11 protein-coding genes are annotated in these 13,179 nt (G+C 66.1%); 6 read left to right on the forward strand and 5 right to left on the reverse strand.

Annotated features, from left to right (window positions below):
• Positions 1-142: 142 nt before the first annotated feature.
• Positions 143-1,627, forward strand: coding sequence for a gamma-glutamyl-gamma-aminobutyrate hydrolase family protein (locus VG320_RS25025; RefSeq protein ID WP_327202749.1), 1,485 nt, complete (start codon positions 143-145; stop codon positions 1,625-1,627).
• 217 nt (positions 1,628-1,844) lie between these two features.
• Complete coding sequence (locus VG320_RS25030) at positions 1,845-2,561, forward strand: DUF2968 domain-containing protein (protein WP_327202750.1); 717 nt, start codon at positions 1,845-1,847, stop codon at positions 2,559-2,561.
• Positions 2,562-2,717: 156 nt separating this feature from the next.
• Here the strand turns inward: VG320_RS25030 and VG320_RS25035 are convergent, their stop codons facing one another.
• Positions 2,718-3,977, reverse strand: a complete 1,260-nt coding sequence (locus tag VG320_RS25035; protein ID WP_327202751.1) for a hypothetical protein — start codon at positions 3,975-3,977, stop codon at positions 2,718-2,720.
• 268 nt (positions 3,978-4,245) lie between these two features.
• Positions 4,246-4,788, reverse strand: a complete 543-nt coding sequence (locus tag VG320_RS25040; protein ID WP_327202752.1) for a GNAT family N-acetyltransferase — start codon at positions 4,786-4,788, stop codon at positions 4,246-4,248.
• Between the two features lie 383 nt (positions 4,789-5,171).
• On the opposite strand from VG320_RS25040, the gene VG320_RS25045 reads away from it, so the two are divergent.
• On the forward strand, positions 5,172-6,467 hold the full coding sequence (locus VG320_RS25045; protein ID WP_327202753.1) for an MFS transporter: 1,296 nt from the start codon (positions 5,172-5,174) through the stop codon (positions 6,465-6,467).
• Between the two features lie 76 nt (positions 6,468-6,543).
• Here VG320_RS25045 and VG320_RS25050 read toward each other — a convergent pair whose 3' ends face one another.
• Positions 6,544-8,454 (reverse strand): tetratricopeptide repeat protein, encoded by a 1,911-nt coding sequence (locus tag VG320_RS25050; protein ID WP_327202754.1) that lies wholly within the window; start codon positions 8,452-8,454, stop codon positions 6,544-6,546.
• Positions 8,455-8,582: 128 nt separating this feature from the next.
• On the opposite strand from VG320_RS25050, the gene VG320_RS25055 reads away from it, so the two are divergent.
• The 3 genes from VG320_RS25055 to VG320_RS25065 all read left to right on the forward strand — a co-directional run bounded on the left by VG320_RS25055 (position 8,583) and on the right by VG320_RS25065 (position 11,830).
• Complete coding sequence (locus VG320_RS25055; protein WP_414696114.1) at positions 8,583-8,900, forward strand: ArsR/SmtB family transcription factor; 318 nt, start codon at positions 8,583-8,585, stop codon at positions 8,898-8,900.
• Positions 8,900-9,973: a cation diffusion facilitator family transporter gene (locus tag VG320_RS25060; protein WP_327202756.1), complete on the forward strand. Its 1,074-nt coding sequence runs from the start codon at positions 8,900-8,902 to the stop codon at positions 9,971-9,973. Before VG320_RS25055 ends, VG320_RS25060 begins: the two co-directional genes overlap by 1 nt.
• A 90-nt stretch (positions 9,974-10,063) precedes the next feature.
• Positions 10,064-11,830, forward strand: coding sequence for an FAD-dependent monooxygenase (locus VG320_RS25065; protein ID WP_327202757.1), 1,767 nt, complete (start codon positions 10,064-10,066; stop codon positions 11,828-11,830).
• 6 nt (positions 11,831-11,836) lie between these two features.
• On the opposite strand, the gene VG320_RS25070 is transcribed toward VG320_RS25065, so the two are convergent.
• Positions 11,837-12,073, reverse strand: a complete 237-nt coding sequence (locus VG320_RS25070) for a formate dehydrogenase subunit delta (protein WP_327202758.1) — start codon at positions 12,071-12,073, stop codon at positions 11,837-11,839.
• A gap of 4 nt (positions 12,074-12,077) precedes the next feature.
• On the reverse strand, positions 12,078-13,179 hold a 1,102-nt coding region (locus VG320_RS25075; protein ID WP_327202759.1), incomplete at its 5' end, for a molybdopterin oxidoreductase family protein.

Raw genomic sequence — 13,179 nt, forward strand, 5'->3', positions numbered from 1 at the left:
GGCTGCGTCTGCGGCGCGGCCAATGTGACGGAATGTGAGCAATTGTGCAAATGGGTGGCGGCGACATGCGGTGCGACGCATAATCGAAACCCTGTTCATCCGTTTGCGCCCTGCAACGATGTAGCGCGCCCGACCCCACGTCATGAGCGACAACAAGACCGACCGCCCCGAGGTTCCCGACGGCGCAGGCCGTCCCGCCGGATCCACTGCTTCTACCGCTTCCACGGATACCGGCGCCGCTTCGCCCGCTTCTCCTTCTTCAGCTTCCGCGACTCCCCATGCCCCGCCGGGCGCGCAAGGCGAGGCCGCGCAGCGCGCTTCGACGGATTCGCCCGAGAGCGCATCGACCGTCACGCCCGAGGCGGCCGGTGCCGACAGCTCCGGCGGCGGTTCCGACGAAGAGCCGCCGACGCCAAAGGCCGCGCCTGCTGCCGCCTCCGCCGCTTCTGCATCGGAAGCCGCTCAGGCTCGCGAGGAAACCGAACGCGCGGTCGCGCGTCAGGCCGCCGAAGTCCACGCCAAAGCAGCTGCCAGAGCGGCCGATACCGGCGCCGGCAAACCGCAGGTGCCGATCGAAGTCGCCGCCGACGTCGCCCGCGAAGTCCCCGCGCCCGCATCGAGCGAAGCCAAACCGGCCACGCCCGAAGCTGCGGCGTCGCGTCCAGGCGCGGCCCCCGCGGGTTTCGGTCAGGCGCCGGACTTCACAGCGCACAATCCGCCGCCGCCGGGCGCGCTGCCGCCCGATCCGCCGCGCTATCTGCGCGCGAGCGACTCGGCGTGGTCGGTGCTTGGACGCATCATCGCGGCGCGTGCGCGGCAACTGTTCGACCGAGCCGGTCAGCGCATCACGCAGCGCACGTTGCGCATCGGCGTATCGGCGCGCATCTTTCACCCCGAGCCGGGCGCCCAGGGGCTGCGCGGCAAGACGCTGCAGTATCTCGAAGAGTCGATCGCGCACTGGGTCATGTCGCGCGACGTGATCGTCTTCATGATTCCGACGGTCGGCCATCAGGGCATGCTGCATCCGAGCAATATCCGCCTGCGCGATTACGCGAAGCATCTGGACGGACTGCTGCTGCAAGGCGGCGCCGATGTCTCGCCGCAAACCTACGCGGAAGTCTCGCCGCGCCCGGAGTGGCCGGGCGACCGTGTGCGCGACATGTACGAGCTGGAACTGCTGCATGAATTCGTCGAGTCGGGCAAGCCGGTGCTTGGCGTGTGCCGGGGCTGCCAGCTGATCAATGTGGCGTTCGGCGGCTCGCTTTATCAGGATATCGCCAGCGATGTGCCGACGGCCGGCGTGCACGTTAGCGAGCATTACGACCAGCACCGTCACGCCATTACTTTCCCGGAAGGCTCGTCGCTGGCGAGCATGTTTCCGGGACGGCGCGAAGCCATCGTCAATTCGATCCACCACCAGGCGGTCAAAACGCTCGGGCGCGATCTGACGGTCGAGGCGGTATCGGCGGGCGACGGCCTGATCGAAGCCGTGCGCTACCGGCGCGCGCCGTTCGTGGTCGGCGTGCAGTGGCACCCGGAGTTCCATCGCGCGGGCGGCCCGGAACTGCTCGACTGCACGCCGCTGCTCGACAACTTCCTGCGCTCGGCTCGCGAGACGCGTTTTTAATTGGCCTGAAGCCGCATTCCCAGCCGGGTCAAAAGAAGGGGCAGTCGCCCCTTTTTTCTTTTCTGTACGACACTTCCGACAATTCCTAGGATTGAGTAGGTGATTTCGGACAAACGATTGACAGGTTCTTTTGTTATCCGAAATTAATCGACGTTTATGAGATTTTCGGGCGGCGATAATAAGCGGCTACTCGGAATCCTGAACGGAACAGGCAGTCATGAAGCAATCCATTGTGCTGCGGCGCGCCCTGCTGGCCGCTGCGGTCTCCACTCTCCTGCAGCACGGTGCGCCCGCATGGGCTGGCGCAAGCGATGCCGTGCCGGTGGCGGGTAGCCGCCCGGCGCTCGGCAGCCTGACGCCGCAGCCCGCGAATGCGCAGGCGCCCGCAGACATGGTCGACGATCAGGCAACGGCGGGCGCATCGCAGGGCGATGTCGCAACGCTGATGCAGCTCATCCACGACGCGCAACTGGTCGAACTGCGCACCACGTACAACGCGAGTTTCGGGGCGAGCCTGTTCTTCTATCCGCCCGAAATGACGTACTACGTGGTGCTGTTCCAGGACAAGCACTTCTGGCGCGTGATCCGCTCGCAGGACGAGGCGCGCGCGGAATCGATCTATGCAAACTTCGTGCAGCAGACCCAGCGTCTTGCCGAAGTCGAAATCCGCCGCACGCAGATCGAGGCGCAAAAGGCCTTTATCGAGCGCGTGATCGCTATCAACGAAGATCGTGCCCGTCGCCTGCAGGCGGATATCGACGTCGCGCGCACTCAGCAGGCGCGCGTCGACGACTATCAGCGTCAGGCGCAGGGCAACGCGGCGGCCCTCAACGCCGAAAAGATCCAGGCACAGGCGCAGTTGCGCGCACTGCAGAATCAGGTGGATCAGCTTCAGCGTGAAACGGAGCAGGGCTTGCCCGGTTCGCGCCGCTAGGCGGGCACGCAGACTTAAAGCGCATCGCGCCGCACATAGCGGCGGCGCGGTGTGTCGGGATGACGAGTGGACAGCAGCAGGAAAAATGCAAAAAGCCCGGTTAGAAACCGGGCTTTTTGCATTCTGGTCGCCGCGTGTTGCAGGGCGGTGGCGGAATTACTTCGCGAAGCGGTCCGGCACTTCGGTCACACGGCGCTGCGCAACGTGATTGACCCAATCCGTGCTGTCGGTCGCGACCGGCGCACGACTGACCGAGTGTTCTGCCGTGCGCGTGCCGGCGTAGGTCGTGTGCGACGGATATTCGTCGTTGGCATTGATGGCGAACTGATGCGGTGAATACTCCGCAGCCTCCGAATACATACCTTGCGTGCGCTGCGTGGGGACGAGCGGCTCGCCGTGGTGCGGCGCGAATTCGTGCATCGCATGAAGGCTGTTCGAGTTGCGCGCCGTCCGCGCTGCAGCCCGGGTTGCCTGATGAGGGCTAACCGTGATGCGCTTCTCGCTGGCGGCCTTGGGCGTGAGCTTGATTAACGCGGGCTTGCTTGCTTGCGTTCGCATCGTGAAGTCGGAGCGATCCACTAATGCCGATGCGGCGTTTGCGTCGACGGTAGTGGCCGCGAGCTGATCGACGCGTTGCGCTGGTGCGGTTGCAGGCGTGGTTGCGGGCGTTGTTGCAAGCGCGACTGGCGCTGCCGAAGAAACCGCGCTTGAAACCGGAGCAGTCCGTTGGGCAACGACGGCGGAGCCGATCGCAACGCCGGTCTCTTGTTTGATGTCAGACGCGGCGGCGACCTGCGAGGTTGCGACCGGACCCGAGATCGAGCGGTCGTGCAGCGCGCGTTCGTCGGCAAGACGTGTCGACGATGGGGTTGCTGACTGCGTATCGGTCTTTGAAGCCGGGGTCGCGGATGCGCTCAGGACGGAGTGGTTTTTATCGTCGCGCAATTGCGTGTGGCTGGCGACGATCCAGGCGAGCAACGCCGCGCCACCGATGGCGACAGCGCTGGCGGTGAGCTTGTGGGAGGCCGGCGGCCTGTGCCCGGCTTGTGGCGTTGGTACGCGCTGCGCGGGTTGTGCTGACTTTACGCCGGCAGCACGACCGCCGAGTGCTTCGGCTGCGGCTTGCTGGGCCTGGGCGGCGCTCATCGCTGCGCCGACGGGAGCGGCGGCGGGGCGCGGCGGCTCGGCCACAGTGCGCGGCTGGCGTTCCCAGCTATACACCTTGCGGAAGGCTTCTGCGCTCAGACAGATGGTGCGCAGGAATGCCGCGTAGAGTGCGTGTAGTTCAGTGCGCAGGCTGAAGTGCGACGGCATGAGCGACCATTCGCGGCCGAATGGCGGAGGGACGCGGTTGAGCGGGCGCATATGCGGCATTGCGAGTGCGCCTTCCACCTGAACTAACGGAAAAGTTGACATGGATCTCTCGCTGCCTTGTTGTGGTTAAGCACCAAAACACGGTGGTATTCGAAAGGCGCGCCACTGGCCAACTGCAGCGCGCTATTCAGGAATCGGACGATGACCCTAAATCATGCGCGCCCGATTCCCGGCAATCCATCGGATACGTCTGAAAATTCGCCTGGATTGTAGTCGCTATTTGTAATTGCGATTCGAATGAGGGCCAACTTGCCTGGCCGCATCGCAGCCCGTGCGCGCGCCCGCCTGACCCAGCGTTGAACGTGCGCGTCTAGCCGGCGGCGAGCCGGTACACGTAGCGCAGTGCGGTGATATCGACGCCGCCCATGCGGTCGGGCTCGGAACCCGAAAACTGCCAGCCCTGGCGCTCGTAGAACGCAATGGCTGGCGTGTTGCCGTCGAGGACGTACAGATACAGTTGCGCCTCTCCCTGTTCGCGCGCCCAGCTCTGCGCGGCCTCCATAAGCCGCTTGCCTACGCCGATTCCCTGGTGCGCGGGCAGTGCGTGCAGATTGTCCAGCAGCACGCCCCACGGAGATTCGGGCTGACGCTCGACACACATGAAGCCGACCGGCGTGGGCGCGGCGGTTTGAGCCTCAAGCTCGGCAATCAGCACAAGACGCCGCTGCGCGCCGGGCGCCTCCATGCGCGCACGCCAGTACGCGGCGCGCTCGGCGTTGACTTCGTTGTCGAGGAAGGCGGACGGCAGCAACTGGCGATAGGTGGCCTGCCAGCTGGCGGCATGCATGGCGGCGAGTAGCGGGGCATCGGCGAGCGTGGCCGGGCGCAGGGTGAGGGTAGCGGCGGTGGACATGCGGGGCGTCGGTTATGCGCAAGGGTGTGGCTCATCCCGAGACCCGTGAATTCGCGATGAATTCATCGGACCGGGCGGCATCGATGGGCTATTGTGCATGAATAGGCACCCCCATGCGGCCGACTTCGCTACTCGCTCGATTGAAAGCAAATTGAAATATTAAAGGGCGTTGAAGGTGTATAGCCCGACGTTGACGGGCGTTAGCTAACGGCGGTCAGGTCTTACCCGGATTTCTGGGCCTGATCTCGCGCAGCATAATGAGCGCCCGCGCGCGCGAGGTCGTGGCGCATCGGTGTTTCGTGTTTCACTGTCAGGCGGTTCAGGCGCGGCAATGCCATGCATGCAAAGCGCGCCAGCCGGCTGGCCATCCTTCAGAGATCGTCATGTCCACAGCGACCCACGCTCCTTCCAGCGAATCGAAGTTCCGCACGGTGTTTCGCGTCGTCAGCGGCAACTTCCTGGAAATGTACGACTTCATGGTCTACGGCTATTACGCTTCGGCGATCGCCAAGACCTATTTCCCGAGCAATAACGCCTTCGCCTCGCTGATGCTGGCGCTTTCCGTGTTCGGCGCGGGCTTCCTGGTGCGGCCGCTCGGGGCCATTATCCTGGGCGCGTATATCGACCATCATGGCCGGCGCAAGGGCCTGATTCTGACGCTCGGCCTCATGGCGCTCGGCACGTTGGCGGTCGCGGTCGTGCCGGGTTACGCGACCATCGGCGTGCTCGCGCCGGTGCTCGTGCTGCTCGGGCGTCTGCTGCAGGGTTTTTCGGCTGGGGTGGAACTGGGTGGCGTCTCGGTGTATCTCTCGGAAATCGCCACCAAGGGCAACAAGGGCTTCTATGTGTCGTGGCAGTCGGGCAGCCAGCAGGTCGCGGTGATTTTCGCGGCGCTGCTCGGCGTGGTGCTGCATAACCTCCTGCCGGTCGAGGAAATGACCGCGTGGGGCTGGCGCGTGCCCTTCATCATCGGCTGTCTGATCGTGCCGTTCCTGTTCATCATTCGCCGCTCGCTGCAGGAAACCGAGGAATTCGCGAAGAAAAAGCATCGTCCGTCGATCCGCGAAATCATGGCGTCGATGATGCAGAACTGGGGCATCGTGCTGGGCGGCATGGGCATGGTCATCATGACGACGGTGTCGTTCTACATGATCACGGCCTACACGCCGACTTTCGGCAAGGAAGTGCTCAAGATGGGCGAGCTGGACACGCTCGTCGTGACGGTCTGCATCGGCTTGTCGAATCTGTTCTGGCTGCCGGTTTCGGGCGCGATCTCGGACCGCATCGGCCGCCGTCCGGTGCTGCTTGCGTTCACGATTCTCACGATTCTGACGGCCTATCCGGCGGTGCAGTGGCTGGTGGCCGATCCGTCGTTCGCGCGCCTCTTGATGGTCGAGTTGTGGCTGTCGTTCCTCTATGGCTGCTACAACGGTGCGATGGTCGTGGCGCTCACGGAAGTCATGCCCGCCGATGTGCGGACCGCCGGATTCTCGCTGGCCTACAGCCTCGCGACGACCATCGGCGGCTTCACGCCGGCGATTTCGACCTACCTGATTCACATCAGCGGCAACAAGGCGGCGCCGGGCGCCTGGATGGGCGTAGCGGGCATCTGCGGGCTGATTGCCACGCTCGTGCTCTATCGCACGGCCGAGGCGCGCAACCAGTACAAGACGGTCTGACGCGCGCTGTGCCCAAAGAAAAAACCCGCAGCGATGCGGGTTTTTTTCGTCCTGCGTTTTTGCCGAGGGGAACGGCTCAGCCTTCGCGCAAGGCATTCGCGACTTGCGCCACGACCTCGTCCCATGCGCCGGGGTGCGGCTGGCGCACGAGCCGCGCGCGAGGATACCAGGGGCTTGAACCGGTGCCCGTGAACCAGCGCCAGTCGGCGGCGAAGGGCAGCATCAGCCAGAGCTTCGCGTCGAGCGCACCGGCAAGGTGGGCAATCGATGTGTCGATGGAGACCACGGCGTCCAGGCGCTCGATCACGGCGGCGGTGTCCGCGAAATCGGCGAGCTTGCCGCCCGGGCAATGGATCGAACGCGCGCGCGGATGCGTGTCGAGCGCCGCCTGTTCGGCCTCGGTCAAATGCGGCTGCAGCACGATCCAGTCGATGCCGTCGAGCGCGAATAGCGGGTCGAGCGCGGCCAGCGGCATGCTGCGGTTCTCATGCCGATGGATGCGCCCCGACCACGCCAGGCCAATCTTGCGCCGCGCCTGGCCACCCAGCGAGCCGCGCCATTTGCGGCGGTACGCGGCGGGCGCGGCGAGATAGGGCATTGGCGCGGGCAGGGCGTCGGAGCTGGTGCCGAGCACGAGCGGCAACGACAGCAGCGGGCATTGCAGATCGGCGTGCGGGCGTGGCTGTCCCTGGGTGATCAGCGTGATGCGCGCGGTGTGCGCCGCGGGCGCGATGAGCGGCACGAGCGGCGCCTGCACTTCGAGCACGATGCGCGTGCCCGCCTGCGCGAGCGCCAGCACCGACGGCACGAAGCGGATGAACTGCAGCGTGTCGCCGAAACCCTGTTCGGCGTGGATCAGCAGGGTGCGATCGCCCAGCGGTTCGCCGCGCCAGCGCGGCACGCCTTGCGGGCAGGTAGGAGCCGGCGAGGGCGTGCGCGCGGGCAGGCCCAGCGCGCCGAAGCCCACGTCGCGCGCGGTGGGATCGAGCCGCCATTCGTACTCGGGCAGGCCGCGCTGGAAGTCGCCGAGCGTGAGCCAGGTGAGCGCGCGGTTCAGGTGCGCGGCGGCCAGATCGGGGCGGGCGCGCAGCGCCTCGTCGAAGGCGCGCAGCGCGGCGGCATGACGGCCGAGCGCGTGCTGGGCCGTGCCGAGCGCAAGCCAGGCGAGCGAAAACTTCGGGTCGAGGCCGATTGCGCGCTCATAGGCCGCGATCGCCTCGTCGTAACGGTTAAGCGCGGCGAGCGCATTGCCCAGACCGAACAACGCGGGCGTGAACTGCGGCTGCAGCGCCAGCGCCTCCTCGTAGCCGGACACCGCGTGGGCGTGATAGCCGGTCGCGTCGAGTGTGTTGGCAAGGTTGAAGTGCGCGGCGACAAAGCGCGGCTGCACGCGCAGCGCCTTCTGGAAATGCTCGACCGCGCCCGCGCTGTCGCCCAGCGCATTCAGGGCCATACCGAGATTGTTGTGCGCGCCCGCGTGGCCCGGACGGATCTTCAGCGCACGCTGAAAAGCGTCGGCGGCTTCGGCGTGGCGGCCCAGCGCATGCAGCGCGTTGCCGAGGTTGTTGTGCGACGACGCATCGCCCGGCTGCAGACGCACCGCATGGCCGAACGCATACATCGCGTCCTCGTGGCGGCCGATCGCCGCATAGGCGTTGCCGAGGTTGTAGTGCGCCAGCGCAAAGGTGGGCGCGAGCGTGAGCGCATTGCGAAAGCGCTCGATCGCGTTGTCGAGTTCGCCCATCGCCTTCAGGGCGTTGCCCAGGTTCAACTGGAGCGCGGCATCGTCCGGGCGCAGGTCGACCGCCCGGCGCACGAGGTCCGCGGCTTCGGCGTGCTGGCCCTTTTGATGGCGTAGCACGCCGAGCATATGCAGCGCATCGACGTGCACGGGATCGGCGGCGAGCGTTGCGCGGTAACCGCGCTCCGCATCCTCCAGCCGGCCGTCGCGATGTGCGGCGAACGCGCGGACAAAAACCTGTTCCATGAACGAAAGGCGAAGACGTAGGAGATCTAAAGGCGGCATTTTCCCACACTCGCGCAGGCGTCCCGTAATCGAACCGTGAGTTCTTGACCCCGCGCGTAGCGAGAACTAACGTATGAACAGCTATTCATATGTTGTGGACGCAGTGCATGCCGACCAATTTCGACGATGAACGCGTGGTGCCGCTCGCGGACCTGTTCCGTCTGCTGGGCGATCCGACGCGCCTGCGCATCGTGCTTGCGTGCGTGCAGGGGCGCACGGCGGTGGGGGCGATCGCGGATACGCTTGGCCTGTCGTCCTCGCTGGTGAGCCATCACCTGCGGCTGTTGCGCGCGGCGCGCGTCGTGCGGGCGGAACGCGAGGGCAAGCAGGTCTTCTACGCCGCCGCCGATGCCCATATCAGCGCGATGCTGGCGGGCATGTTCGAACACGTGGCGGAGGTGAGTTGATGGGCGCCGATCATCAGCACAAAAGCGCAGCGGGCGATGGCCACGAACATGAGCACGGTCACGACCATGACCACGACCACGACCACAATCGCCACGACCACACGCACGGTGGGCATGGCCACCATCACCACCACGCCCCGGTCGCGGGCCACGGCCGCGCGTTCGCGCTGGCCGTGGCGCTCAACATCGTTATCGTCGTCGCGCAGGCCGTTTATGGCGTGATCGCGCATTCGGCGGCGCTGCTGGCCGACGCTGGCCACAATCTGTCCGATGTGCTCGGCCTGCTGCTCGCCTGGGGAGCCACGTGGCTTGCCACGCGGCGGCCGTCCGCGCGCTTTACGTTTGGTTTTGGCAGCAGTTCGATTCTCGCCTCGCTGGCCAATGCCGCGCTGCTGCTCGTCGCCTGCGGCGCCATCCTCGCCGAAGCCGTGGGACGCCTCATCAACCCGGCGCCCGTCGCGGGCCTCGACGTCTTCGTGGTCGCGACGATCGGCATGATCGTCAACGGCTTCTCCGCGTGGCTCTTCATGCGCGGGCAGAAGGACGACATCAACATCCGCGGCGCCTTCCTGCACATGGCCGCCGATGCGCTCGTGTCGGCAGCGGTCGCGGTGAGCGGCCTGGTGATTCTCGGCACTGGCTGGAGTTGGGTCGATCCGGTCATGAGCATCGTCGTCGTGCTCGTGATCGTGCACGGGACCTGGGGGCTGCTGCGCGAATCGGTGCGCCTGGCGCTCGCGGCGGTGCCCGAGGGCGTCGATATCGACGGTATCCGCCTTTTTCTTGCGCAGCAGCACGGCGTGACCGATGTGCACGATCTGCACGTGTGGGCACTGTCCACCACGGGCAACGCGCTTTCCGCACATCTCGTGATGCCCGCGGGCCACCCCGGCGACGCGGCGCTCGATGGCATGGTGAGCGCGCTCGGCCAGCGCTTTCGCATGCAGCACGTGACGCTGCAGGTCGATCTCGGGACGAGCGTGCATCGCTGCTCGCTGGATACCCCAATCGATAGCCCGATCGATACCCGGATCGACACCCCGATCGATGCCGCACCGCATCGACATGCCTGAGCGTCAAGCCCGAATCAGGAGCCGGCCCACGCACGGCCACGCTGACAGCGGGCGTACACTACGGTTCATGTCGGCCGCATGGAGGTCTGCATGACCGAGGTTTTTTCCCAGCCGTCCGTGCTCATTGTCGGCGCGGGACCGACCGGTCTCGCCGCGGCGCTGAGCCTCGCCCGCGCGCGTATTCCGGTCCGCGTGATCGATCGCCTGCGCGAGCCCGGACGTCATTCGCGCGCCATCGGCATCCAGGCGCGCACGCTCGAACTGTTCGAGCAGCATCGCATCGTCGAGCCCTTTGTCGCGCGCGGCCATCGCGCGCACGTTGCCAATCTCTATTCGAACGGCCAGCGCCGCGCGCGGCTCGATTTCGATCCGCTGTTCACGCGCTATCCCTATCTGCTGTTCCTCGATCAGACCGAGACCGAACGCATCCTCGCTACGCAACTGGCGAGTCTCGGTGTCGAGGTCGAGCGCGGCTGCGAGTTGCTGGAGCTGCATCAGGGCGCCGCAGGCATCAGCGCAGATGTGCGTTGCGCCAATGGCCGCGTGGAGGCGATGCGCTGTGCGTATCTGATCGCCGCCGACGGCGCGCACAGCACGGTGCGCCATCACCTGGGCATGCAGTTCGAGGGCGAGACGCTCGCACAGTCGTTTCTGCTCGCCGATATCGAGGCCAGCACGCCCTGGCCCGACGACGAATTCCACGTGTTCGCCTCGGGCGATGGTCTGGCCGCGCTGTTTCCCTTTGGCCACGGCCGCTATCGCCTGATCGCCGATCACAAGACCATGCTGCCCGCCGCCCCCGAAGGCACGATTCCCGTGCCGACGCTGGAGGAGTGCCGCTCGGTGGTCGAGCGGCGCGTGCATCATCCGGTGTCGATTGCCGATATGACCTGGGCGTCGTACTTTCGCGTCAACAGCCGCATGGTGCGTTTTCTGCGCATGGAGCGCGTGTTCTTCGCGGGCGACGCCGCGCACGTGCACAGCCCGGCGGGCGCGCAGGGCATGAACACGGGCATCCAGGAAGCCTTCAATCTGGGCTGGAAACTCGCGCGCGTACTGGGCGGCGCGCCTGATCGACTGCTCGACACCTATCACGCCGAGCGTTACCCGATCGAGCGCATCGTGCTGCGTCAGACAAGCTTCATGACGCAGCTCGTCGAGGCCGATCATGGCCCGCTCAAGGTGCTGCGCGAGCGCGTGATGCCGGCGCTGGTCGCGCTCGGGCCGTTGCGCGACGCGGCGCGCCAGGCGGTGAGCGAACTGTCGATCCAATACCGGCGCAGCGCGTTGACGCTGGAGCGTGTGCTCGACGGTGGCCCGCGTGCGGGCGAGCGCGCGCCCGATGCCTGCGTGCGCGTGATCGACGGGCCGCTGGGCAAGGCGCCGGGCAAAGGACGCATTTTCGATCTGCATGACCCGGCGAGCTTTTCGCTGTTCCTGCTGGTGGACGCCGACACGGTGCGCGCCGCGCAAGCGGCGGAGCATGACGCGACCGACGCGCCAGCGCGGGCGCAAACGCCGATTGGCGCCACGGGTAACGGCGCAGCGAATGGCAACGGCACCGGCAACGGCACCGACGCGCTGCGTCATTTCGGCGACGCCATCGAGCGCGTGCTGCCGCAGGCGGTGCGAATCTGGTGGCTCGCGGATCTCGAAAACGGCGAGGTCCCGCTGCCAGGCGAGGGCGCGCCATCGCTTGGCGATGCTTACGGTCGCACGCGTCCGGCGTTCTATCTCGTGCGGCCCGACGGCTATATCTGCGCGCGCGGCCGCACGGGTTCCGACCTGCACGGCCTGTTGCGCCACTGCGAGACGTGGTTCGCGCCCACGCCATCGCCGCAACCTTCCGCGCAGTGAGGAAGGTCACGCGGCAGGCGTGAGCGCCTCGCGATATTGCGTGAGCGCGGCGCGCACGATCTCGCTGAATCCCGCTTCGTCGTGCGCGCCGTCCAGCTCGGACAGCAGCGCGCGGCGCATGCGCGGCTCCCAGAACTTGCGGATGTGCTCGGCGATGCCGGTGAGCGCTTCCTCGCGATCAGGCAGCGAATCGAAAAACATGCCGATCTGGTTGGCCATCTCGATCAGGTGGTCGGTTTTCATCGGCTTATTTCCCTGACGTCACCACAGTCTCGCGCTTGCCCAGCAGATCGAGTTGCGTCGCGTTAAAGCGCGAATACTCGCGCTGCCATTCCGAGGGCTGCTGTACGTGGCTCACCTGCACGGCGGTCACCTTGTACTCGGGGCAATTGGTGGCCCAGTCGGAGGCGTCCGTGGTGATGACGTTCGCGCCCGATTCCGGGAAGTGGAATGTCGTGTAGACCACGCCCGGCTGCATGCGCGTGCTGACCTTCGCGCGCAGCACGGTATGCCCCGCACGCGATTCGATGCCCACCCAGTCGCCGTCGCGAATGCCGCGATCCTCGGCATCCACGGGATGCACTTCCAGCCGGTCTTCCTCGTGCCAGCGCGAGTTCTCGGTGCGACGGGTCTGCGCGCCCACGTTGTACTGCGAAAGAATGCGGCCCGTGGTGAGCAGCAGCGGGAAACGCCGCGTGACCTTCTCCGGCGAGGCGATGAACTTCGTGATGACGAACTTGCCCTTGCCGCGCACAAAGCCGTCGATGTGCATGATCGGCGTGCCGTCGGGCGCCTGTTCGTTACACGGCCACTGAATGCTGCCCATCTCGTCCAGACGTTTGTACGACACGCCGTGGAAAGTGGGCGTGAGACGCGCGATCTCGTCCATGATCTGCGACGGATGCGTATAGCCCATCTCGTAGCCCAGCGCGCGGGCCAGCAGGATCGTCACTTCCCAGTCGGCGTAACCGGCGATCGGCGGCATCACCTTGCGCACGCGCGAGATGCGGCGCTCGGCATTGGTGAAGGTGCCGTCCTTCTCCAGAAACGAGGAGCCCGGTAGCAGCACATGCGCGTACTTCGCCGTCTCGTTAAGGAAAATGTCCTGCACGACGATGCATTCCATCGACGAAAGCGCCGCTGCCACGTGCTGCGTGTTCGGGTCGGACTGGACGATGTCCTCGCCCTGGCAGTACAGCCCCATGAAGGTGCCGTCGAGCGCCGCCTCGAACATGTTCGGAATGCGCAGGCCCGGCTCGCTTTGCAGTGCGACCTGCCAGGCGTCCTCGAAGAGTGCGCGGGTGGTGGCGTCGCCCACATGGCGATAACCCGGCAGTTCGTGCGGGAAC

This window comes from Paraburkholderia sp. (genome assembly GCF_035948235.1).
GTDB lineage: Bacteria > Pseudomonadota > Gammaproteobacteria > Burkholderiales > Burkholderiaceae > Paraburkholderia.